Below are 23,614 nucleotides of genomic sequence, written 5' to 3' on the forward strand. Positions count from 1 at the left end.
GGTGCCGACCATGAGGGCGGTGGGGGTGGCCAGGCCCAGGGCGCAGGGGCAGGCGATGATCAGTACGGCGACGGCCGCGGTGAACGCCGCGGTCACGTCGTCCGTGGCGAGCAGCCACCCGACCAGTGTGGCCAGCGCGATCAGCAGCACCACGGGTACGAAGACGGCGGAGATCCGGTCGGCGAGGCGCTGGGCGGCGGCCTTGCCGCTCTGGGCCTCCTCGACGAGCTTCGCCATCCGGGCCAGCTGGGTGTCGGCACCGACCCGGGTCGCCTCGACGACGAGCCGGCCGGAGGTGTTCACGGTGGCCCCGGTGACAAGGTCGCCGACGCCGACGTCCACGGGCACGGACTCACCGGTCAGCATCGACGCGTCCACGGCCGAGGCGCCCTCGACGACGGTGCCGTCGGTGGCGATCTTCTCGCCGGGACGGACGACGAACCGGTCGCCGACGGAGAGCCGGCCGATGGGAACGCGTACCTCCGTACCGCCTCGCAGGACGGTGACGTCCTTCGCGCCCAGGTGCATCAGCGCGCGCAGGGCGGAACCCGCCTTCCGCTTGGATCTCGCCTCCAGGTAGCGGCCCAGCAGGATGAAGGTGACGACGCCCGCGGCCACCTCCAGGTAGATGGTGGAGGTGCCTGCGGTGTGCGAGACGGTGAGGTCGAATCCGTGCCGCATCCCGGGCATGCCCGCGTCCCCGAGGAACAGCGCCCACAACGACCAGCCGAAGGCGGCGAGGGTGCCGATCGAGACCAGGGTGTCCATGGTGGCCGCGCCGTGCCGGAGATTGGCCCAGGCGGCCCGGTGGAAGGGCAGCGCGCCCCAGACGGCGACGGGGGCGGCGAGGGTGAGCGAGAGCCACTGCCAGTACTCGAACTGGAGCGCCGGGACCATCGCGAGTACGACGACGGGGGCGGCGAGGACGGCCGAGACGATCAGCCGTTGCCGCAGCTGCCGCAGCGGGGCGAGTGCCTGTGCGGCATCCCGTTCCCCGTCGAAGCCGTCGGGACGGACATCCGGGCCGGCCTCTTCCCGGGCGCCAGCGCTGGTATCGGCCTCGGGCCCGGTTCCGGTCTCGGTCCTGGGTCGGCTCTCGGTGTTGGGTTCGGTCCCGGTCCTGGGTCGGCCCTCGGTGCCGGCGGTGTCGCTGGTGATGCTGCCGGTCTCCGGTGGCGGTGAGGCGGGAGGGGTGGCTTCCGGGGGGTGCACCGGTTGCGCCGTGTAGCCGGTCTTCTCCACCGTGGCGATCAGATCCGCGAGGCCGGTCCCCGGGCCGTAGGCGACCCGGGCCTTCTCGGTCGCGTAGTTGACGGTGGCGGTGACGCCGTCCATCCGGTTGAGCTTCTTCTCGACGCGGGCCGCGCAGGAGGCGCAGGTCATCCCGCCGATCGAGAGTTCGGCCCGCGAACTCTCCGCTGCCGGGGTCTCGGCCTCTGTTGCGCTGTGCATGTCCGAACTCCTGAAATGCCGACCGGGCCGTTCCCCACCAGTATCTGCTGGTGGGTCCGGCCCGGCGGCAAAGGGGGTTATTCGGCTGTATCCGATATGTCGGCAGTGCTCGACGGCGCTCAGGCGCGGCCGACGAGCTCGTAGCCGGCCTCGTCGACGGCGGCGCGCACGGCGTCGTCGGACAGCGGGGCCTCGGAGACGACGGTCACCCGGCCGGTGGAGGCCACGGCCTTCACCGAGGTGACGCCCGCGATGCCGGAGACCTCCTCGGAGATGGCGCCCTCGCAGTGCCCGCAGGTCATGCCGGACACCTGGTAGACGGTGGTCACCGCGCCCTCCTGCGCACCGGTGTCCGCGCCGTCGTGGCAGGAACCGGTGGGCGAGCAGCAGGAGCCGGTGGCCTGGGGGAGCTGGGTCTCGGCGGTCATGGTGTTCTCCTCTTCGACGGGCACGGAAGGTTGCGCTGTCGGGGGCCTCCGGGAAGCCCCGGCGCCCCGACACGCATCACTATATACCCCTAGGGGGTATGAATGCGAGTCCTCGGCCGACGATCCGGTCCGGCGCTCCGTGCGTCGAGTCCCGGAGCGAGTGCAGCACGGCGACGCAGGGATGCGCGCCGATCACGGGCGCGGCGAAGCGGAAACGCCCGTTCGGCTGCCGAGCCGCGAGCTTCGCCGCCTCCTCGATCGGCCCGACGCCCAGGAACATCGCGGGACAAGATCACCACCGGAGCGTAGATTCGGCCGTCCGGCCGACGGGGCCGGGGACGGACGGCGAGGCTGGACGAAAGGCTGGGCGACCGGTGCGAGCAGTGGTGTTCGAGGAGTTCGGGAAGGAAGCGCGAGTCCGGGAGGTGCCGGACCCGAGCCCCTCCGACCAGGGCGTCGTGGTCCGCGTCGAGGCCACCGGGCTGTGTCGCAGCGACTGGCACGGCTGGATGGGGCACGACCCGGACATCACGCTGCCGCACGTGCCCGGTCATGAACTCGCCGGTGTGGTCGAGGCGGTGGGCGGCGGCGTCGTCAACTGGCGGCCCGGCGACCGGGTCACCGTGCCCTTCGTCTGCGCCTGCGGCCGCTGCCCCGCCTGCGCGGCCGGGGCCCAGCAGGTCTGCGAACGGCAGACCCAGCCCGGCTTCACCCACTGGGGCTCGTTCGCCGAGTACGTGGCGCTGGAACAGGCCGACGTCAATCTGGTCTCTGTGCCCGAGGGGCTGACCTTCGCCACGGCGGCCGGCCTCGGATGCAGGTTCGCCACGGCGTTCCGGGCGGTCGTGGCCCAGGGCCGGGTGGCGCCGGGGGAGTGGGTCGCGGTGCACGGCTGCGGCGGGGTCGGCCTGTCCGCCGTCATGATCGCGGTGGCCTGCGGGGCCAGGGTGGTCGCCGTCGACGTGTCGGCGGACGCCCTGGAACTGGCACGGAGGTTCGGCGCGGCGGAGTGCGTGGACGCGGCCGGGTACCCGGGCGGGGCGGACGAGGCGGTCCGCGAACTGACGGGTGGGGGCGCCCATCTGTCGCTCGACGCGCTGGGCTCCCCGGTCACCTGCGCCGCCTCGGTGCGCAGCCTGCGTCGACAGGGCCGCCATGTGCAGGTCGGCCTGCTGCCCACGGCGGCCGGTGACCCCGTGGTGCCCATGGCCCGGGTGATCGGCCTGGAGCTGGAGATCCTCGGCAGCCACGGCATGGCCGCGCACGCGTACCGGCCGATGATGGACATGGTCCTGGCCGGCACTCTCCGCCCCGACCTGCTGGTGACCTCCACCATCGGACTGGACGCGGCCCCGGCGGCGCTGGCCGCGATGGGAACGACGCCGGGGGCGGGAGTGACGATCATCGAACCGTCGCAGACGCGTCCATGACGATCAGTACCCCCTTTGCCCCCGACCCCGGACCCTGTGATGCGGAAACGGGCCGGGCGGGGCAGGGGCTACGGGAAGGGGAGGGGCGTCACGCGGTCCGGGCCCGCGTGCCAGAGCGCCGACCAGGTGGCCGGGGTGACCCGGCCGGTCGGGACGAGCGGCGGGTGGTCCGCCTGGAAGCGCTGCACGGCGACGAGCGTCTCGGCCCCGAACTCGCCGTCGACCGCGGACCACGGCAGGTAGTGACGGTTGGCCAGCATGCACTGGACCTGGGAGACGCGTTCGCCCTGCTCGCCGGGGCCGGTCGGTCGGTCCCCGTCGTAGAAGGCGCAGACCGGGCTGGAGCCGGGCGGTGGTGCGGGGTTGCCGGTGTCGGCCGAGGCGCCCGGCGCCGAGACGAGGGCGGCGGACAGGAAAGCCGTGGTCAGGGCGACCGCGACCGCCCTGCGAGGCGACAGCATCTTTCGGATCATGGCGAGTTGCTCCCTGTGCGGTGGTGTGGCGTACGGCGCCGGTGCCCGGCCGGGACCGGGCACCGGCTTCCCACCGAGGACAACACCGCGCACCGCCGCTACGTCACTGCCCAGGCCCCTTCGGCGTGTCCGGAACCCGCCCCGGTCACCCGTCGGTCGCAACCCGCCCGGTCACCTGTCGGCCGCAACCCGCCCCGGTCAGCCGCCGGCCGACGGTGTGCCGCTCGCCGGGGGCGCGCCGCAGGTGCGGAGGAACTCCCGGGTGCGGCGGGCGACGGGGAACGGCCGGTCGGGCGGGCACGGGTACATGTCCTGCTCGACGATGGCGAAGAGATCGACGTCCAGTTTCCGGGCCGCGGCGAGCACCGGTTCCAGCGCGGGCACCCCGTTCGGCGGTTCGCACATCACGCCCCGGGCCACGGCCGGCCCGAACGGCACCTCGTCCGCCACGACCCGGGCCAGCACCTCCGGGTCCACCTGTTTGAGGTGCAGGTAGCCGATCCGTTCGCCGTAGGTCTCGATCAGCTCGACGCTGTCGCCGCCGCAGTAGGCGTAGTGCCCGGTGTCGAGGCAGAGCGAGACGAGGTCGGGATCGGTGGCGTCGAGGAAGCGGCTGACGTTCGCCTCGGTGTCGATGTGGGTGTCGGCGTGCGGGTGGACGACGATCCGGAGCCCGAAACGGTCCCGCACCTCGCGGCCCAGCCGCTCCGTCTGGGTGGTGAGATCGCGCCACTGCTCCGCCGTGAGCTCGCGGTCCTCCAGGACCTCGCCCGTCCGGTCGTCGCGCCAGAACGAAGGGATGACCACCAGATGCCCGGCCCCCATCGCCCGGGTGAGTGCCGCGATGTCGGCGACATGTGCCCAGGTCCGGTCCCAGACGCCCGGTCCGTGGTGCAATCCGGTGAAAACGGTTCCGGCCGAGACCGTGAGCCCGCGGCGTCGGGTCTCGTCGGCGAGACGCACCGGGTCGGTCGGGAGGTAGCCGTACGGGCCGAGTTCGATCCACTCGTAACCCGCCGCGGAGACCTCGTCGAGGAAGCGCTGCCAGGGCACTTGCCGCGGATCGTCGGGGAACCACACCCCCCACGAGTCGGGTGCCGAACCGATGCGGATGCGGGACGGGACGGGCGCCGAGGACGTCATGGTGCCCAGCCTTCCGGCCCGGGAAGCGGGTGTCAATCATTCGTCCGTATGTCCGGACAAAGTATTGACATGGTTCCGGGGCGGGGCTAGACCTGGGGGCAGCCGCCCCGGACGCCGGCCGAAGGGATGCTCATGCCTGAGCCGTACGACGTGATCACCATGGGCCGGATCGGTGTGGATCTCTACCCCCTGCAGATCGGGTTGCCCCTGGCCGAGGTCGACACGTTCGGAAAGTTCCTGGGCGGCTCGCCGACCAATGTCGCCGTCGCGGCGGCCCGGCTCGGGCGGCGGACGGCGGTGGTGACCCGCACGGGCCAAGACGCCTTCGGGGAGTATCTCCGCCGACAGCTGCGGGAGTTCGGGGTGGACGACCGGTGGGCGACACCCGTCGACGCGTACCCGACCCCGATCACCTTCTGCGAGATCTTCCCGCCCGACGACTTCCCGCTCCACTTCTACCGTCGGCCCAAGGCCCCCGACCTGGAGATCCACCCCGAGGAACTGGACCTCGAAGCGATCCGCGCCGCCCGGGTCTTCTGGATGACGGGCACCGGGCTGTGCGCCGAGCCGAGCCGTACCGCGACCCTCGCCGCCCTGCGCGCCCGCGACCGGTCCGGCACCACCGTCTTCGACCTCGACTGGCGCCCGATGTTCTGGGACACCGTGGAAAAGGACACCGCAGGGCAGGGTGCCGTGGCGCAGGACGCCGAGGAAGAAGACCCCGCGCCCGGCTCCGCGTCCGGCTCCGGCCCCGGCTCCGTTTCCGCCGTCCCCGCCCCGGCCCCCGGCCCCGTGCCCCGCGCCGTCCCCGCCGCCCGCTACCGCGAGGCCCTCGCCCACGCCACCGTCGCCGTCGGCAACCTCGACGAGTGCGAGATCGCGACCGGCGAGCGCGAACCGCACGCGGCGGCCCGCGCGCTGCTCGACGCCGGGGTCGAGCTCGCCGTCGTCAAACAGGGCCCCAAGGGCGTGCTCGCCGTCCACCGCGACGGCACGGTGGCCGACGTGCCGCCGCTCCCCGTCGAGGTCGTCAACGGCCTCGGCGCCGGGGACGCCTTCGGCGGGGCGCTCTGCCACGGACTCCTCGCGGGCTGGGACACCGGCCGCGTCATGCGGTACGCCAACGCCGCCGGTGCCATCGTCGCCTCCCGGCTCGCCTGCTCGTCCGCCATGCCGTTCCCGTACGAAGTCGAAGCGGCCCTGGCCGAAGGCGCCGTCGTCGCCCGCCCCACCGGAGCCGCCCCATGACACCCCCGGCCTCCTCGGTCCGCGAACTCGTCCGGCTGCGCGTGCACCACCCCGAGGCCGTCGCCGAGGCCGCGGCGCGCCGCCGCAGACGTCCCCTCGTCGGCGAGCGCGGACGGCTGATGATCATCGCGGCGGACCACCCGGCCCGCGGCTCCCTCGCCGTCGGCGACCGCGAACTGGCCATGGCCAACCGCTTCGAACTCCTGGAACGGCTCCGCCTCGCCCTCTCCCGCCCCGGCGTCGACGGTGTGCTCGCCACCGCCGACATCCTCGACGACCTGCTGCTCCTCGGCGCGCTGGAGGACAAGGTCGTCATCGGCTCGATGAACCGCGGCGGACTCGCGGGCGCCGCCTTCGAACTCGACGACCGCTTCACCGGCCACCGCCCCCGGGACCTCGCCCGGCTCCGCTTCGACGGCGGCAAACTGCTGCTCCGGATCGACTACGACGACCCCGGCTCGCTCGACACCATGCACGCCACCGCCCGCGCCATCGACGCCATGGCCGCGCACCGGCTGCCCGTCTTCGTCGAACCGTTCCTCTGCCGCCGCAGCGGGGGGCGCGTCCACAACGACCTCGGCGCCGAGGCGGTCACCACCTCGATCGCCATCGCGTCGGGGCTGGCCGGGACGTCCGCGTACACCTGGCTCAAGGTCCCCGTCACCGACGACCCCGACGACATGGCCCGGGTGATGGAGGCGTCGACGCTGCCCGCCGTGCTGCTGGGCGGAGAGGTGGGCGACGACCTGGACGGCGCGTTCGAGAAGTGGCGCACGGCGCTGCGACTGCCCACCGTCCAGGGGCTGGTGGTGGGGCGTTCGCTGCTCTACCCGGCCGGCGGTGACGTGGCCGCGGCCGTCGACACGGCCGTCTCGCTGCTGGAGCCGCCCGGCGCCGGGAGAAACGGAAACGGGCCGGAGAACGGGTAGGGAACGGCTATGACGACGGACGACGAACAGCGGCGGTACCACCTGCGCGCCGGAACCACGGCGAACGGCCCCTACACCCTCGACATCGGCCCGGAGCGCGCCGGATGGGACCGCTCGGGCCTGCGCGTCCTGGAACTCGAACCCGGTGGAGTTCACACACTTGTCACCGGGGAGTGCGAGTGGATCGTCCTTCCGTTGACCGGCGGCTGTACGGTGCACACCGCAGGTGAGATCTTTGAACTGCTGGGCCGGGAAAGCGTGTTCAGCGGCGTGTCCGACTTCGCCTATGTACCGCGTGACGCCCGTGCACAGATCACCTCCGGCGCAGGAGGCCGCTTCGCCCTGGCAGGAGCGAAGTGCGAGCGACGACTCCCCGCTCGCTACGGCCCCGCGCCGGAGGTACCGGTCGAACTGCGCGGCGCGGGGAACTGCTCGCGCCAGGTCCACAACTTCGCCGCCGCCGACACCTTCGCGTGCGACCGGCTGATCGCCGTCGAGGTCCTCACCCCCGGCGGCAACTGGTCGTCCTACCCGCCGCACAAGCACGACGAGTACCGCCCCGGCGTCGAATCCGTCCTGGAGGAGATCTACTACTTCGAGGTGGAGCACGACGGCCTCGGCTACCACCGGGTGTCGCCGTCGCGGGCCGGCGGCACGGACGTCCTCGCCGAGGTGCGCAGCGGCGACACGGTCCTGATCCCCGACGGCTGGCACGGCCCGTCCATCGCCGCCCCCGGCCGCACCCTCTACTACCTCAACGTGATGGCGGGCCCGGGGGAGCAGCGGGAGTGGCTGATCAGCGACCACCCGGACCACGGCTGGATCCGCGACACCTGGCCCGCACAACCGGTGGACCCCAGACTCCCCTTCCACGGGACGGAGCCGTGCCCATGAGCAGCACCCGCCGCCTCACCACCGCCCAGGCCCTGGTGTCCTTCCTGGCCCGTCAGTACACCGAGCGCGACGGCCGGCGACAGCGCCTGATCAGTGCCACCTGGGGCATCTTCGGCCACGGCAACGTCGCCGGCATCGGCCAGGCGCTCGTCGAGTCGGGCCGGGCCATGCCCTACCTCCAGGGCCGCAACGAACAGGCCATGGTGCACGCCGCCGTCGGCTACGCCCGCCAGTGCGGGCGGCTCTCCGCGCACGCCGTCACCACCTCCATCGGCCCCGGCGCCACCAACCTCGTCACCGGGGCCGCCCTCGCCACCGTCAACCACCTCCCCGTCCTCCTCCTGCCCGGCGACACCTTCGCGGCCCGGCCCGCCGACCCGGTGCTCCAGCAGCTCGAAGTTCCGTACGCGGGCGACGTGTCGGTCAACGACTGCCTGCGCCCCGTCTCCCGCTACTTCGACCGGATCACCCGCCCCGAGGCCCTGATCCCGGCCGCCCTCCAGGCCGTGCGGACCCTGACCGACCCGGCGGAGACCGGCGCCGTCACCCTCGCGCTGCCGCAGGACGTGCAGGCCCAGGCGTACGACTGGCCGGAGGAGTTCTTCGCCGAACGCGTCTGGCACGTACGCCGCCCCGCCCCCGACCCGCAGGAGTTCGACCGGGCGGTGCAGGCGGTGCGCGGCGCCCGCAGACCGCTGATCGTGGCGGGCGGCGGCGTCCACCACAGCGCGGCCGAGCACACCCTCGCCGCCTTCGCCGCCGCCACCCGCATCCCGGTCGCCTCCACCCAGGCCGGCAAGGGCTCCCTGCGGCACGACCACCCCGCCGACGTCGGCGGCATCGGCCACACCGGCACCGCGACCGCCGACGCACTGGCCCGCACCGCCGACCTGGTCATCGGCATCGGCACCCGCTACTCCGACTTCACCACCGCCTCCGCCACGCTCTTCGCGAACCCGGAGGTCCGCTTCCTCAACCTCAACATCACCGGCTTCGACGCCCACAAGCTCGGCGCCCTCCCGCTCGTCGCCGACGCCCGTACCGCCCTCGAAGCCCTCACCACCGCACTCGCCGCGCACCACCACCGCGTCGACCCGGCCTACGAGACCGAGTACACCGACGCCAAGGAGCGTTGGGAGCGACGCGTCACCGCCGCGTTCACCGCCCCGGACCCGCACGCCCGCCCCACCCAGGCCCAGGTCCTCGGCCTCCTCGACGAGCTCGTCACCGAGGACGACATCCTGATCAACGCGGCCGGTTCGCTCCCCGGCGACCTGCACAAACTCTGGCGGACCCGCTCCCCGCGGCAGTACCACGTGGAGTACGGCTACTCCTGCATGGGCTACGAGATCCCGGCCGCGATCGGGGTCCGGCTGGCCGCCCCGGACCGCCCCGTCTGGGCGCTCGTCGGCGACGGCACGTATCTGATGAACCCCACCGAGATCGTCACCGCGGTGCAGCAGGAACTCCCGGTGAAGCTGGTCGTCCTGCAGAACCACGGCTACGCGTCCATCGGCGGCCTCTCCGAGGCGGTCGGCGGCGAACGCCTCGGCACTGCCTACCGCCACCGCGCCCCGGACGGCGCGTTCACCGGCCCTCCGCTGCCCGTCGATCTCGCGGCCAACGCGGGCTCGCTCGGGATGCGGGTGCTGCGCGCCAGGAGCGTGCGCGATCTGCGCGACGCGCTCCGCGAGGCGCGCGCGGCGGACCGTCCCACTTGTGTCTACGTCGAGACCGAAACGGCAGACACTGTGTCGGGCCCCCCTCCGGCGCAGGCGTGGTGGGATGTTCCCGTTGCCGAGACGGCCACCCGGCCGTCGGCCGTGAAAGCCCGGGAAGAGTACGACCGCCACGTCGCCGACCGTCGCCACCACCTCTGAGACGCCACCGAAGGAGTTCTGTCATGAAGACCGTCAACCACTGGATCGGTGGCAAGACCGTCGAGGGCGCGTCGGGCAACTACGGCCCGGTCACCGACCCGGCCACCGGGGAGGTCACCACCCAGGTCGCGCTCGCCTCCCTCGAAGAGGTCGACGCCGCGGTCGCCGCCGCCAAGGCCGCCTACGCCACCTGGGGCACGTCCTCGCTGGCCACCCGCACGGCGGTCCTCTTCCGCTACCGCGCGCTGCTGGACGCCCGCCGCGACGAGATCGCCGCGCTGATCACCGCCGAGCACGGCAAGGTGCACTCGGACGCGCTGGGCGAGGTCGCCCGCGGCCTGGAGATCGTCGAGCTGGCCTGTGGCATCACCACCCAGCTCAAGGGCGAGCTGTCCACCCAGGTCTCCAGCCGGGTCGACGTCGCCGCGATCCGTCAGCCGCTCGGTGTCGTCGCGGGCATCACCCCGTTCAACTTCCCGGCCATGGTGCCGATGTGGATGTTCCCGCTCGCCATCGCCTGCGGGAACACCTTCGTGCTCAAGCCCAGCGAGAAGGACCCGTCGGCCGCCAACCTGCTGGCCGAGCTGGCCGCCGAGGCCGGTCTGCCGGACGGCGTGCTGAACGTCGTGCACGGTGACAAGGTCGCCGTCGACGCGCTGCTGAGCCACCCGGACGTCGCCGCGGTCTCCTTCGTGGGCTCCACCCCGATCGCCCGGTACATCCACACCACCGCCTCCGCCAACGGCAAGCGCGTCCAGGCGCTCGGCGGCGCGAAGAACCACATGCTGGTGCTGCCGGACGCGGACCTGGACGCCGCCGCCGACGCCGCCGTCTCCGCCGCGTACGGCTCCGCGGGCGAGCGCTGCATGGCGATCTCCGCGATCGTCGCGGTCGGCTCGATCGCCGACGAGCTCGTCGCCAAGATCAAGGAGCGCGCCGAGAAGATCAAGATCGGCCCCGGCAACGACCCGACGTCCGAGATGGGCCCGCTGATCACCGCCGCCCACCGCGACAAGGTCGCCTCCTACGTCGCGGGCGCCGCCGCCCAGGGCGCCGACGTCGTGCTCGACGGCACCGGCTACACCGTCGAGGGCTTCGAGAACGGCCACTGGATCGGCCTCTCCCTGCTCGACAACGTCTCCACCGACTCGGACGCGTACAAGGACGAGATCTTCGGCCCGGTGCTGTGCATCCTGCGTACCGAGACGTACGAGGAGGGCGTGGCCCTCATGAACGCCTCGCCGTTCGGCAACGGCACCGCGATCTTCACCCGGGACGGCGGCGCCGCCCGCCGCTTCCAGCTGGAGATCGAGGCCGGCATGGTCGGCGTCAACGTGCCGATCCCGGTGCCGGTCGGCTACCACTCCTTCGGTGGCTGGAAGGACTCCCTCTTCGGCGACCACCACATCTACGGCAACGACGGGGTGCACTTCTACACCCGCGGCAAGGTCGTCACCACCCGCTGGCCGGACCCGGCCGACGCCCCGGCGGGCGTGGACCTGGGCTTCCCCCGCAACCACTGATCCACGCCGCCGGCGACCACCGACCCGCACTGCCGGCAACCACCGATCCATGCCGCCGACAGCCACTGGACCACGCTGTCGGCAGCACCGGGCCGCACCCCCCGGCGGTCCACCCCGACGGCCCGCACGGACGCCTCCCCCTGTCCGCGCGGGCCGTCCTTCCGTCCACGGGGGGCCGCCCTCGTCGGAGCAAGGCCCCCGCCCTCGTACGACCGTGCGCGTTCCCGAAGTGCCCTTCCGTACGGCGGCGTTCGGGGAGCGCCGGTCTGCCGCCGCGTTCTCACAAGCGGCGCAGGCCCACGTACTGGAGCGCGGCCATGGCCGCCACCGTCAGCCCCTGGAACACGATCCATCCGTTGCCGATCCCCGTCGCGGTCAGCGCGTCCACGGCGACCACCGCGACGCTCGCCACGGCCCAGGCCGAGTTCAGGGCGATGATGGCGGCGACCGAGCCGCGGCTGATCTCCGGCCGACGGGAGACGACCAGCACCCACAGCGCGTACAGGGTGAGGAACACGCCCACCGGGTACTGCACCGAGAGGCGCACGCCGAGGAACGAGTCCAGGACCGTGGCGAGTCCGAGGTAACCGATGCCGTTCGCGCCGGTGAGGGCGACGTCCGCCAGGAGGGCGAACCGGAGAAGACCGTCGGAGCGGGTGGCCCCCGCCGCCGGGACCGCAGCCGTGTTCTGGGACGACATCATGAAATCTTCCTTTCGTTGTCCTATCGCTGACCCGGAGGCGGGACCGGAGGGAGACGGAAGGCCGCCCGTGGGCTCCTCCCGCTGGGCTCCTCCCGTTCCCGAAATACCTGCTCGCCGGGGTTTTCCGGCAGCCGCGGATCACTCGGGGCAGTCCCCGGGACGCTGTCGTCCTCGGGGGAGCGCCTGCCCATGCGGGGAAGGTAACGACCGGCCCGCGAACGCCTCAATTACCTCCCGGGTAATCGTCGTTCGGCCCCGTTGCGGGCAGGAGCGGACGGCGGGAGCGGACAGAAAGGGCCGGAGGAGGAGCCATGAACAGCTCCTCCTCCGGCCCTCGGCCTCCGGCCCCCCTCCGGCCGGTGGCCCGCCATCGGGTCACCGGGCGGCAGCCGCCTTCTTCGCTTCCGCCGTCGCCGCCTTCTCGGCCTCGACGGCCTCGGTGATCATCCACTCCATCGGGACGGCGCCCACCCGCCCCGAGACCAGGAACGCGGACACCAGCGTCACCACCATGATCACCGTGCCGAGCCACACCATCGTCTCGACCGGCACCGTGTACGCCCCCACCGTCCGCACCACGCACTCGCTCAGCAGCGCCGCACCCCACACCAGCGAGAACCGCGTCTCCGCCCGCCGGAACGCCGCCGAACCGGCCGAAAGGCGGTGCCAGGCGGTGGCCCTGGCCGCGTCGCCCTTCACCAGCCAGGGCCGCACGCCCGCGCTCATCATCGGCTTCCCCTTCAGGGCGGTCACCAGGACGATGATCCCGATGACGCTGCTCACCCCGCTGTCCTTGGCGAGCATCAGCCGCGGGTCGCCCACCACCAGGCTCGTCAGCAGACTCACCACGTTGACCGCCACCACCAGCGCCGCCAGCCCGTTGAGCTGCCGGTCGCGCACCACGCCCCACACGGTGCGCACGGCCGGCACCACGCTGCTCCAGGCCAGTGCGGCGAACGTCCCCGTGCCCGCCGTCTTCAGCACGCAGTACGAGGCGAGCGGCACCCCCACGTCCACCAGCAGCGGCAGCACACTGTCCAGCACCGCCTTGCGGGGCGTGAACGGGGCGGCGGCGACCGGCGCGTCCGCGACGGGGGCGGCGAGGGTGGCGGTGGCGGCCGGGCTGGTCATGACGGGTTCCTCTCCCGTGCGGCGGTGCCTTCGCGGCCCCGCTCTCGATGTGTACAGACTGGCCGTCGGGGCCCGGTGCCCGGCAGAGCCGCGTGTACCGAGCTCCGTATGACGAATGTCAGGTGCCCGGCATGACACCCCGGCGGAGACGACGGGACACCGGGGACGGCGGGGGCAACCTGAACGGTGGGACGGTCTCGATGGAGTGAAAGGGGCCGGTGCCGCCCGCGCATGATCGTTTCGGCAGGTTTCCGGACTGCTTCGATGCCCGGGTCTCCGCGATCAGCGGACCTCCAGGCACCGAAAGGGACCCGCACCCATGCCCAAGCGCAACCGCCCCGTACTGGCCCTCGCCGCCGCCGTATTGGCCGTGTCCGGCATCGTCGCGTCCGGAGGAACGGCCGCCTCCGCCGCACCCAACCCCGGCCGGGACCTGATCAACAAGATGGACGGCAGCCGCCTGGCCCTGCTCGGCAACAGCACCGGAGAGGGCGCCGTCGCCATCACCCTGCGCGACCCCGCGTGGAAGTACAGCACCGAGAGGTGGGAGACCAACTTCTCCGCCTGGGAGGCGGACGCCCCCAACACCTACACGACCACGCTCAGGAACGAGGCCGCCAACAAGTGCCTCCAGCCCAGCACCGCGACGCCCGGCCGCGGCACCACCGTCGTCGTCCGGACCTGTGACGGGTCGCGGCTCCAGAAGTGGAGCCTGATGGGCGAGAAGGCCGACGGCAAGCACACGGGCTGGTGGATGTACCGCCCCATGGTCGACACGAAGCTCGCCCTCAGCCTGAACCGGTACAACGACGGCAGCTGGGACACCCTCTACCTGAACATCGCCCAGCCCAGTTCCGACCGGCTGTGGCGCGTCGCGGGCAACGACGCGCCCGTGGCCAACGGCTGATCCGCAGTACTCGTAGGGCGGCGCCCCGCTCCGGGCGAGGGCGCCGCCCGCCCCACACGGTTCGGCACATCGTTCCGCCGGTGGTCGGAGCTCCGGTACGTGGTACGGCGAGACGGTCGTCCAGCCGTTGCGCAACGGACGGTTCGGCGGGGCGGCCCGTACCGTACGGCCCGTACCGGCGGCGCGGCACCCCGCGTCCGCCGTACGCCGACGGGCGACGGTCCGCTTAGGGTCGGGAACCATGGACACCTCCGATGCGCACCCGCCCCGCCGGCGACGGCTGTTGCCCCGCAGGCGCGGCCGATGGGCCGCGGGCCTCGCGGCGCTCGTCCTGCTGGCCGGGGCGGGCACCTGGACCGCCGCGGCCGACGACGACGCGCCCGCCGTGCACCGCCAGGACCGGACGATGCGGTTCGACGGGGTCCCCATCGACACCTCGTACTTCACCACCGGCGGCACGGAACGTCGGCCGGCCGTGCTCATCGGGCACGGATTCGGCGGCAGCAAGGACGATGTGCGGGCCCAGGCCGAGCAGTTGGCCGGTGCCGGGTACGCCGTGCTGACCTGGTCCGCGCGCGGCTTCGGGAAATCGGGCGGGGAGATCTCGCTCAACGCCCCCGACCGCGAGGTCGCGGACGTGTCCCGGCTGATCGACTGGCTCGCGGACCGGCCCGAGGTACGGCTCGACGCCGAGGGCGACCCCCGCGTCGGCCTCACCGGGGCCTCCTACGGCGGAGCCGTCTCGCTCCTCGCCGCCGGGCACGACGAGCGCGTCGACGCCGTCGCACCGCAGATCACCTACTGGAACCTGGCCGACGCCCTCTTCCCCGACGGGGTCTTCAAGAAGCTCTGGGCCGGAATCTTCGTCACCACCGGCGGCGGCTGCCAGAAGTTCGAGAAGCGGCTCTGCGAGATGTACGAACGGGTCGCCGTCGGCGGGAAGCCGGACGCCGCCGCCCGCGCGCTGCTGACCGAACGTTCCCCGAGCGCCGTCGCCGACCGGATCGGGGTGCCCGCGCTCATCGTGCAGGGACAGTCCGACTCCCTCTTCCCCCTCGGCCAGGCCGACGCCATGGCCAGGGCGATCAGCGGCAACGGCGCCCCGGTCGCCGTCGACTGGATCGCCGGCGGACACGACGGCGGCGACCTGGAGACCGACCGGGTGCGACAGCGCGTCGGCCGCTGGTTCGACCGGTACCTGAAGGGCGACAAGGCCGCCGACACCGGCCCCGCCTTCCGCGTCACCCGGACCGGAGGGGTCGACTCCACCGACGGGGCCGCCCTCACGCGCGGGGCGAGCAGCGACACGTACCCGGGGCTGCGCAGCGGGGAGGAGGAGATCGGCATCGGGCGGCGGACGCAGACGTTCCGCAACCCCGCCGGGGCCGCCCCGCCGGCCGTCTCGGCCGTCCCCGGCGTCGGCGGCGGCCTCTCCCGGCTGTCGTCCCTCGGCGTCGGGCTCTCGCTCGACTTCCCCGGCCAGCACGCCCGCTTCGACTCGGCGCCACTGGACACGCCCCTGCGCGTCACCGGCACCCCGACCGTGGACGTCGACCTCCGGACCGACTCCGGCGACGCCGTCCTGTTCGGGAAGGTGTACGACGTGTCCCCGGACGGCAGGCAACAGCTGCTGCCCTCCCAACTGGTCGCCCCCGTCCGCATCCCGCGGGACCGGCAGGGCGGGGCCGTACGGCTGACCCTCCCCGCCGTCGACCACCGGTTCGACACCGGACACCGGCTCCGCCTGGTCCTCTCCACCACCGACCTCGGCTACGCCTCACCGGCCGAGCCGGCGACGTACACCGTGACTCCCGCCGGCCCGCTCACCGTCCCCACCGCCCCCGCCCTGAAGACCGCGGCGGCCCCCCTGCCCCGGTGGACCTGGGCACTCCCGGCCGCCGCCGTCGTGATCGCCGCCGCCCTGCTGCTCACCGCCCGCCGCCGCACCGCGGCCCCGGCGCCCGACCCGGCGCTCGCCGACGTGCCCCTCAGGATCACCGGGCTGTCGAAGAAGTACGCCAAGTCCGCCGACCGGTACGCGGTGCGGGACCTGTCCTTCCGGGTCGAGAGGGGGCAGGTGCTCGGGCTCCTCGGACCCAACGGCGCGGGCAAGACCACGACCCTGCGCATGCTGATGGGGCTCATCACGCCCGACGACGGCGAGATCCGCGTCTTCGGGCAGGCCGTCCGGCCCGGGGCGCCCGTGCTGTCCCGCGTCGGCTCGTTCGTCGAGGGCGCCGGTTTCCTGCCGCACCTGTCCGGGCGCGCCAACCTGGAGCTGTACTGGCAGGCCACCGGGCGCCCCGCCGAGGACGCGCACCTGGCGGAGGCCCTGGAGATCGCCGGGCTCGGCGAGGCCCTGGGCCGCGCCGTCCGCACGTACTCGCAGGGCATGCGGCAACGGCTCGCCATCGCCCAGGCCATGCTGGGCCTGCCGGACCTGCTCATCCTCGACGAACCGACCAACGGGCTCGACCCGCCCCAGATCCGCGAGATGCGGGACGTGATGATCCGGTACGCGGCCGGGGGCCGGACCGTCATCGTCTCCAGCCACCTCCTCTCCGAGGTCGAGCAGTCCTGCACCCACCTCGTGGTCATGGACCGCGGCCGGCTCGTCCAGGCCGGCCCGGTCGCCGAGATCACCGGGTCCGGGGACACACTGCTCGTCACCAGCGCGCGCGAGGTGGCCGAACCCCTCGTGGAGAAGATCGCCGCGCTGCCCGGGATCGGCTCGGCCGCCCGCACGGACGACGGCCGCGGGCTGTTCGTACGGCTCGACGGCGCCACCCCGACCGAGCTGATCACCGAACTGGTGCGGCTGGACGTGCCGTTGACCGGTGTCGGGCCGCACCGCCGCCTGGAGGACGCGTTCCTCACCCTGATCTCCGGAGGCTCCGCATGAGTGCCGCAGCCGATGTCACCGATGCCCCCGAAGCCGCCGACGTCACCGGGGCCACCGCCGGGGCCCCCGGCTACCGCGCCCGGCACACCCTGCCGCTGCGGGTCGAGGCGGTGCGCCAGTTGCGCAGACGCCGCACCCTGCTCATGGGCGGGGTGCTGGCGGCGCTGCCGCTCGTCCTGATCGTCGCGTTCGCGATCGGCGGCACGCCGTCCTCCCGGGGCGGCGACGACCGGATCACCCTGATGGACACCGCGACGGCCTCCGCCGCGAATTTCGCCGCGACCTGCCTGTTCGTCTCCGCGGGGTTCCTGCTCGTGGTGCCGGTGGCGCTGTTCTGCGGGGACACCGTCGCCTCCGAGGCCGGCTGGTCCTCGCTGCGCTACCTGCTGGCGGCACCCGTGCCACGGGCCAGGCTGCTGTGGAGCAAGCTGGTCGTGGCGCTCGGCTTCAGTCTGGCCGCGATGGTGCTGCTGCCGCTCGTCGCACTGGTCGCGGGGGCCGTCGCGTACGGCTGGGGGCCGCTCCAACTCCCCACCGGCGGCGTGCTCGCGACCTCGGACACCGTGCCCCGGCTGGCGCTCGTCGTCGCGTTCGTCCTCGTCTCGCAACTGGTCACCGCCGGACTGGCGTTCTGGCTGTCGACCAGGACCGACGCCCCGCTGGGCGCGGTCGGCGGGGCGGTCGGGCTGACCATCGTCGGCAATGTGCTGGACGCCGTCACCGCCCTCGGCTCCTGGCGCGAATTCCTGCCCGCGCACTGGCAGTTCGCCTGGGCGGACGCGCTCCAGCCCGAGCTGGAGTGGGGCGGCATGGTGAAGGGGGCGGCGATCTCGGTGACGTACGCCCTGATCCTGTTCGCCCTCGCCTTCCGGGGCTTCGGCCGCAAGGACATCGTGTCCTGAACCGACGAACCGGGCCCGGGGGTCTTCCGACCCCGGGCCCGGGATCAGAGGTCCCCGGGCCAGGGGGCGGAGACCGTGCCGGGGCCCGGGAATTCGTTCGCGGCGCCCGGCGGGCCGGTGTTCTGATGGGACCATGACCGCTCCGACCAGGCCGCAGCACGAGATCCGTGCCCAGTACACGGACAGCACGATCACCGTCTACCAGGCGTACACCCCGTCCATCGGCCTCCCCGCCGTGCGCGACGGGCGCTTCCCCGACACCTGGAAGCGGGACCGCATGACGTGGATCAAGCCGAGCTTCCTGTGGATGATGTACCGCTGCGGCTGGGGCACCAAGGAGGGCCAGGAGACCGTGCTGGCCGTCGAGATCACCCGCGAGGGCTTCGACCGTGCCCTGTCCGGCGCCGAACTCTCGCACTACGTCAGGGGAGTCCACCCGGACCGCGCCACCTGGCAGCGCGCCCTGCGCCGGGCCCCGGCACGCGTCCAGTGGGACCCCGAGCGGGACCTGCGCCTTAACCGGCTGCCGTACCGCTCGCTCCAGCTCGGGCTCTCCGGCGAGGCGTCGCGGCGGTACGCGGACGAGTGGACGGTCTCCATCCGTGACGTCACCCCGCTCGCCCGCCGCGTCCACGCGCTGGTCGTGGCCGGGAACCTCGACGAGGCGGCGGAAATGCTGCCGCGGGAGTCGCCGTACCCGTCGGGCGCCGCCCCGGTCCCGGTCGCGGTCGCCGAGCCGGTGGCGGGGGCGGTCCCCGATCCGGGCGAGAACCCTAGTACGCGGTGCTGAGTTCCCAGAACCGGAAGACGGTCGAGGTGTCCAGGCAGTTCTGCAGGCCGCGGACGTTCTCGTGGGCGACCGCGTACTGCTTGCCCTGCCACAGCGGCAGGAGCGGCAGCTGGTCCGCCACGATGTCCTGGAGCTTCATGAACTCCTGACGGGTCTTCGCCCGGTCGGTCATGGACGACGTCCGCGGGATGATCCGGGATATCTCGCCGTTCTCGAAGTTGTTCGACAGGACGTTGCCCTTGCCGAAGAACGGCTGGGTGAAGTTGTCGGGGTCGGGGTAGTCCGGCACCCAGCCCTTCACGTAGATGCCGTACTTGCCCTCGGCGATGCCCTCCTCGTACTCGTCGAACGGGACGGACTTCATCCGGGCGTCGAAGAGGCCGCTCTTGTTCAGCTGCTCGGCGATGGTCCGCAGCTCGTCGTCGGTGGCGGGACCGTAACGGCTCGGGGTGGACCAGAGGGTGAGCTTCACCTTGTCGGTGATGCCCGCCTCCCGCAGGAGCTTCTTCGCCAGCTTCGGCTGCGGGCTGTCGCCGTACGTGTCGAAGAAGGAGGTGCCGTGGCCGGTGATGCCGACCGGGACGATCGAGTAGAGCGGGGCCGCCGTGGACTCGTAGACCTTGCTGACCAGGGCATAGCGGTCGACGAGATGGGCGACGGCCTTGCGCACGGCGATCTTGCCGACCACGGGATCGGCCACGTTGAAGACCAGGTGCTGGACCTCGGCGCTGTTTCCCTGGACGACCTCGATGCCGTCCTTCTCGGCGGCGGGCGACGTGTCCAGGGCGGCTATCGCCTTGGCGGTGAGACCGCGGTACGCGATGTCCACATCGCCCTTCTCCAGGGACGACTTGAGGGCCTGCTGGTTGCCGCGGAAGAGCCGCAGCGTCACGCCGGAGTTCTTCACCTCGGCGTTGCCCCGGTAGCCGGAATAGACCGAGAAGTCGGCCTTCGACTTGTCGATGGAGTCCAGCTCGTAGGGGCCGGAACCGACCGCCTTGTCGCCCTTGAGCAGGCTGTCCGCCGGGTAGACCTGGTGGTCCACGATGGAACCGGCACCCGACGCGATCTTGCTGGGGAACGTCGCGTCGGGCACCTTGAGGCGGAAGACGACCGTCTTCACGTCCGGGGTCTCGATCGACGCGATGGTGGAGAGCAGCGGCGCGGGGCCCGCCGGGTCGTTGATCCTGATCGCCCGGTCGAAGGAGTGCTTGACGTCCCTCGACGTGAGGTTGTGGCCGTTGCTGAACTTCAGCCCGTCGCGCAGGGTGCAGGTGTAGGTCTTGCTGCCGTCCGAGAAGCTGCACTCCTCGGCGGCCTCCGGCACCGGGGTGGAAGCACCGGGCGGGAAGCTCAGCAGGGACTGGAAGACGTTGTTGAACAGCAGCCAGGATCCCGGGTCGTAACCCGCTGCCGGGTCCGTCGCGAGGATGTCGTCGGACATCCCGACGACCATCCGCTCCTTGGAGTCGAACTGCCAGATCTCGTTCTGGGACCCGCAACCCGTCAGCAGCACCGCCGCCAGGCCCACGGAGATCAGGGCGCCCGGCCGACTCGTACGAACCTTCACAGAACGCGCCTCATACTCTCGGCCGGGAGGGGGGTTCCCGGACAACCGGATCAGGTCAGGAAGTGCTGTGAACACCGCGGCTGCCCGACGGGGCCGACCGGGCCGCCGGGGTCGTGGTACGGACCGGCGGCCCTTCCGGACCCGGTGTTCACCCAGGAACTCTACGCGCGGTGACTTGACGTCAAATTCCATTGGATGAACAGGAGAAGACAGGTTGTGGGCAGTCTCGTGGTGCTGTTGGACAACCTATTAGTACACGGCACCGTGCGGCAGTGCAGCTTGCGGAAGGAATTGCCGGGGACGGTCGACGGGTTGGCCTGAAAAGCTTGGTGATCGCTTGTGGCGGCCGGGCGGCGAAGGCCTCCGGGCGGGGGCGTGGCCCGGTGTGACCGCAGGTTTCGGTCACGGCGTAGCAGCAGATCAGGGCCGCGTCACCGCTCCTTTTGGACACCGTCGGGCCAATGTTCAAGGACCCGTCGGGCCCTATCCTCGGACAAATGCGGGAAACCCCGTTTCCGGCGCCTTCCCCTCCCTGACGACAGGTCGGAAGTGATTCACCTGCCTTCGCCGCCCTGGCCCTTCTGGTCCCCGTCTGGTATTTCTCAAGCGTCTTTTCCGCATTGCTGCGGAAGAATCACCAATTCCGTGGCATGTGACGGTTTGAACGGTGCGGGTCCGGACGGGGCGCGCGGATACGGATACGCGGGCAGGTACAGACACGGATACGGACACGGATACGGATACGAGCGCGGATACGGATACGGGCGCGGGTACAGATATGAGGACGGGTGCAGATATGAGCACGGTTGCCCGCGCCGGCTCGGGCAATGTGCTCCCGCCGTGAGGACTTCGTGTCCCGACCTTGACGTTCCGCCCGTTTCCCGGCCGCTGTTGCCGCATCGAGATCCTTCCGCAACATCTTCGTCGGCTCCGGGGCGCCGCCTCGCACGTCACATTCACAAGTGCTGACACGAGGACATTGGGGGGAAAGCGATGGAGCGCCGGACAAGGAAGTACGGAGCACACCGGACGGGCAGGCGCGCGGCGGGACTTCCGCGGACGTGGCAGGGGGCCCTCGGCGCGCTGCTGGCGGGAGGGGTGCTGCTCACCGGATGCTCGGGCACCGCCACGACGAGCGATTCCGCGGTCGACCGCAGGGGCAGACCGGCCATGGGGCCCGCACCCGCCGCCTCGGGCGGCGTGGCCGAGAGCGACGGCGCGAAGAAGCGGGACGCGGGCGGGCCGGAGAAGTCCGCGCCGCCGGTCGCGCCCGACTACCTGTCCACCTTCGCCCTGGACGTCGACACCGCCTCGTACGGCTACGCGCGCCGCACCCTGGCCGACGGCAGCCTGCCGAGGCCGGACACCGTGCGGCCCGAGGAGTTCGTCAACAGCTTCCGCCAGGGCTACCGGAGGCCGGAGGGCAACGGCTTCGCCGTGAACATGGACGGGGCCAGGCCCGCGGCGAAGAACGCCGACTGGTCGCTGGTACGGGTCGGTCTGGCCACCAGGGCCGCCCCCTCCCGCGACGCCCGCCCGCCCGCCGCGCTCACCTTCGTCGTGGACATCTCCGGTTCGATGGCCGAACCGGGCCGCCTCGACCTGGTGAAGCGGTCCCTGCGCATCCTGACCGACGAACTCCGCGACGACGACTCGATCTCCCTGGTCACCTTCAGCGACGAGGCCGAGACCCTGCTGCCGATGACCCGGCTGCGGGACCACCGGGGCAAGATCCGCGACCGGGTCGACTCCATGGAGGCCACCGACTCCACCAATGTGGAGGCCGGCATCAGGCGCGGCTACGACGAGGCGGTCGAAGGCCGCGCCAAGGGCGCCACCAACCGGGTCGTCCTGCTCTCCGACGCACTCGCCAACACCGGTGAGACCGAGGCCGGCGCCATCCTGAAACGCATCGACTCCGCCCGCCGCGAGTACGGCATCACCCTCTTCGGCGTCGGCGTCGGCAGTGACTACGGCGACGCGCTGATGGAGGAGCTCACCAACAAGGGCGACGGCCACACCACGTACATCGCCGACGACACCCAGGCCCGCAAGGTCTTCGTCGACCAGCTGCCCGCCCACCTCGAACTGACGGCCCGCGACGCCAAGGCCCAGGTCGCCTTCGACCCGAAGACCGTGAAGCAGTTCAAGCTCATCGGATACGAGAACCGGAAGGTCGCCGACGAGGACTTCCGCAACGACCGCGTCGACGGCGGCGAGGTCGGCCCCGGCCACACGGTGACGGCGCTCTACGCGGTACGCCTCAGGGAGGGCGCCTCGGGCCACGTGGCGACGGCGACCGTGCGCTGGCAGGACCCGAAGACCCGGGCCCCGCACGAGCGGACCGGTTCCATCGGCACGAACGCGATCGACGGCCCGCTGTGGGGCGGCTCCTCCAAGCGCCTCCAAGTGACCGCCGTGGCCGCCTACTTCGCCGAATCGCTGCGCGGCAGGGAGCTGCCGGGCGCGCCCGGCCTCGGTGAACTCGCCTCGCGGGCCGGGAAACTGGCGTCCGACACCGAGGACGACTCGGTGCGGAAGCTGGCCACCGCGATCGGGCAGGCCGACCGGCTGCGCGACGGCAGGCGCGGCGTGGGGGCCGGGGGAGAGCCCGAGGGCGAGATGGACTGACCTTCGGTCAAAGGCAGTTGACGCGCCGCACCGTCCTGCGGAAGTGGGCTGTGCGGCGCGTTCGCCGACGACATGATGTATGCCATGTCCTCCTCCCTCGAATCCCTTTTCCTGGCCCTCGCCGTCATCACGACCGGGCTCTACGCCGGATTCATGCTGACGTTCCTGATCGCGGTCATGCCCGGCCTCGCGGTCCTGTCGGACGAGCGGTTCACGGACGCCATGCGCCGCTTCAACGAGAAGGTGCCCGGACCGCTCTTCCTGCTCCTCTTCCTCGGCGTGATCGCCTTCCCGGCCGTCGTGGTCTTCGGCGGCACCGACCGGGTGGTCGCCCTGGCGGCGCTGGCCTGCGCGATCGGCAGCCACCTCATCACGATCGTCGGCAACATCCCGCTGAACAACCGGCTCGCGCAGTCGGAGGGCGGCGACGACAGCGCCGCCCGTACCGCCTTCGAGGGCCCGTGGAACCGGCTCCACCGGGTCCGGACGCTCCTGTCGCTCGCCGCGTTCGCCCTGCTGGCGGTGGCCGGCTCGTAGGGCCTTCCGCGCACCCCTCGCGCGGGGGAGTGGAGAAGCCGGGGCGCTCCGGCCCGCAGGGCAACCCCGGCGGGTGTTCGCGGGTCTGAGTCTGCACGGTGCCCGGTACGACGCGCACCTTCCGGAACGCTCTCCTCGAAT

19 protein-coding genes are annotated in these 23,614 nt (G+C 72.2%); 12 read left to right on the plus strand and 7 right to left on the minus strand.

The annotated features are described in order from the left end of the window. Both ACWCXX_RS00005 and ACWCXX_RS00010 read right to left on the minus strand, forming a co-directional pair. On the minus strand, positions 1-1,452 hold a 1,452-nt coding region (locus ACWCXX_RS00005; protein WP_451122547.1), incomplete at its 3' end, for an HAD-IC family P-type ATPase. Between the two features lie 119 nt (positions 1,453-1,571). Further along, positions 1,572-1,880: a heavy-metal-associated domain-containing protein gene (locus ACWCXX_RS00010; protein ID WP_451122549.1), complete on the minus strand. Its 309-nt coding sequence runs from the start codon at positions 1,878-1,880 to the stop codon at positions 1,572-1,574. A gap of 374 nt (positions 1,881-2,254) precedes the next feature. Here ACWCXX_RS00010 and ACWCXX_RS00015 point away from each other — a divergent pair, with 374 nt between their 5' ends. After that, positions 2,255-3,310, plus strand: coding sequence for a zinc-dependent alcohol dehydrogenase family protein (locus ACWCXX_RS00015; protein WP_451122551.1), 1,056 nt, complete (start codon positions 2,255-2,257; stop codon positions 3,308-3,310). A gap of 68 nt (positions 3,311-3,378) precedes the next feature. On the opposite strand, the gene ACWCXX_RS00020 is transcribed toward ACWCXX_RS00015, so the two are convergent. Both ACWCXX_RS00020 and ACWCXX_RS00025 read right to left on the minus strand, forming a co-directional pair. Further along, entirely contained in the window at positions 3,379-3,783 is a 405-nt protein-coding gene (locus ACWCXX_RS00020) for a peptidoglycan-binding domain-containing protein (RefSeq protein WP_451122553.1), read from the minus strand. Positions 3,784-3,981: 198 nt separating this feature from the next. Further along, the gene (locus tag ACWCXX_RS00025) at positions 3,982-4,926 is read right to left on the minus strand and encodes a sugar phosphate isomerase/epimerase family protein (RefSeq protein ID WP_451122555.1); all 945 of its coding nucleotides are present in this window, start codon (positions 4,924-4,926) and stop codon (positions 3,982-3,984) included. A gap of 132 nt (positions 4,927-5,058) precedes the next feature. Here ACWCXX_RS00025 and iolC point away from each other — a divergent pair, with 132 nt between their 5' ends. Genes iolC through mmsA form a run of 5 tightly spaced genes read left to right on the plus strand, consistent with a single transcriptional unit; the run spans position 5,059 to position 11,400 of the window. Next, positions 5,059-6,174 carry a 5-dehydro-2-deoxygluconokinase gene (iolC, locus tag ACWCXX_RS00030; protein ID WP_451122557.1) on the plus strand — a complete coding sequence of 372 codons (1,116 nt, stop codon included), beginning with the start codon at positions 5,059-5,061 and terminating at the stop codon, positions 6,172-6,174. Beyond that, positions 6,171-7,103 (plus strand): Cgl0159 family (beta/alpha)8-fold protein, encoded by a 933-nt coding sequence (locus tag ACWCXX_RS00035; RefSeq protein ID WP_451122559.1) that lies wholly within the window; start codon positions 6,171-6,173, stop codon positions 7,101-7,103. Before iolC ends, ACWCXX_RS00035 begins: the two co-directional genes overlap by 4 nt. A 9-nt stretch (positions 7,104-7,112) precedes the next feature. After that, positions 7,113-7,997 (plus strand): 5-deoxy-glucuronate isomerase, encoded by an 885-nt coding sequence (gene iolB / locus ACWCXX_RS00040; RefSeq protein WP_451122561.1) that lies wholly within the window; start codon positions 7,113-7,115, stop codon positions 7,995-7,997. Beyond that, positions 7,994-9,877: a 3D-(3,5/4)-trihydroxycyclohexane-1,2-dione acylhydrolase (decyclizing) gene (gene iolD, locus ACWCXX_RS00045; protein WP_451122562.1), complete on the plus strand. Its 1,884-nt coding sequence runs from the start codon at positions 7,994-7,996 to the stop codon at positions 9,875-9,877. The genes iolB and iolD overlap by 4 nt, the downstream gene beginning before the upstream one ends. Positions 9,878-9,900: 23 nt before the next feature. Continuing rightward, the gene (gene mmsA / locus ACWCXX_RS00050; RefSeq protein ID WP_451122564.1) at positions 9,901-11,400 is read left to right on the plus strand and encodes a CoA-acylating methylmalonate-semialdehyde dehydrogenase; all 1,500 of its coding nucleotides are present in this window, start codon (positions 9,901-9,903) and stop codon (positions 11,398-11,400) included. 280 nt (positions 11,401-11,680) lie between these two features. Here mmsA and ACWCXX_RS00055 read toward each other — a convergent pair whose 3' ends face one another. Together ACWCXX_RS00055 and ACWCXX_RS00060 are read right to left on the minus strand one after the other, a co-directional pair. Beyond that, positions 11,681-12,103, minus strand: coding sequence for a hypothetical protein (locus ACWCXX_RS00055; RefSeq protein WP_451122566.1), 423 nt, complete (start codon positions 12,101-12,103; stop codon positions 11,681-11,683). A 375-nt stretch (positions 12,104-12,478) separates the two neighbouring features. Beyond that, positions 12,479-13,234 carry a VC0807 family protein gene (locus ACWCXX_RS00060; protein ID WP_451122568.1) on the minus strand — a complete coding sequence of 252 codons (756 nt, stop codon included), beginning with the start codon at positions 13,232-13,234 and terminating at the stop codon, positions 12,479-12,481. Positions 13,235-13,553: 319 nt separating this feature from the next. Between ACWCXX_RS00060 and ACWCXX_RS00065 the strand changes: the two genes are divergently transcribed. The 4 genes from ACWCXX_RS00065 (at position 13,554) to ACWCXX_RS00080 (ending at position 18,735) form a co-directional block, all read left to right on the plus strand. Next, entirely contained in the window at positions 13,554-14,141 is a 588-nt protein-coding gene (locus ACWCXX_RS00065) for an RICIN domain-containing protein (RefSeq protein WP_451122570.1), read from the plus strand. Between the two features lie 331 nt (positions 14,142-14,472). Beyond that, entirely contained in the window at positions 14,473-17,043 is a 2,571-nt protein-coding gene (locus ACWCXX_RS00070; RefSeq protein WP_451123514.1) for an alpha/beta fold hydrolase, read from the plus strand. Further along, entirely contained in the window at positions 17,040-17,945 is a 906-nt protein-coding gene (locus ACWCXX_RS00075; protein ID WP_451122572.1) for an ABC transporter permease, read from the plus strand. Before ACWCXX_RS00070 ends, ACWCXX_RS00075 begins: the two co-directional genes overlap by 4 nt. A 133-nt stretch (positions 17,946-18,078) precedes the next feature. Beyond that, positions 18,079-18,735: a DUF4291 domain-containing protein gene (locus tag ACWCXX_RS00080; RefSeq protein WP_451122574.1), complete on the plus strand. Its 657-nt coding sequence runs from the start codon at positions 18,079-18,081 to the stop codon at positions 18,733-18,735. Here the strand turns inward: ACWCXX_RS00080 and ACWCXX_RS00085 are convergent. Then, complete coding sequence (locus ACWCXX_RS00085) at positions 18,719-20,305, minus strand: ABC transporter substrate-binding protein (protein WP_451122576.1); 1,587 nt, start codon at positions 20,303-20,305, stop codon at positions 18,719-18,721. The two genes, ACWCXX_RS00080 and ACWCXX_RS00085, sit on opposite strands and share 17 nt — an antisense overlap. 993 nt (positions 20,306-21,298) lie before the next feature. Here ACWCXX_RS00085 and ACWCXX_RS00090 point away from each other — a divergent pair. Continuing rightward, on the plus strand, positions 21,299-22,936 hold the full coding sequence (locus ACWCXX_RS00090; RefSeq protein WP_451122578.1) for a YfbK domain-containing protein: 1,638 nt from the start codon (positions 21,299-21,301) through the stop codon (positions 22,934-22,936). A gap of 84 nt (positions 22,937-23,020) precedes the next feature. Continuing rightward, positions 23,021-23,473, plus strand: a complete 453-nt coding sequence (locus tag ACWCXX_RS00095) for an anthrone oxygenase family protein (protein WP_451122580.1) — start codon at positions 23,021-23,023, stop codon at positions 23,471-23,473. Positions 23,474-23,614: the final 141 nt, after the last annotated feature.

The sequence above is a fragment of the Streptomyces sp. NPDC001732 genome, assembly GCF_053596315.1.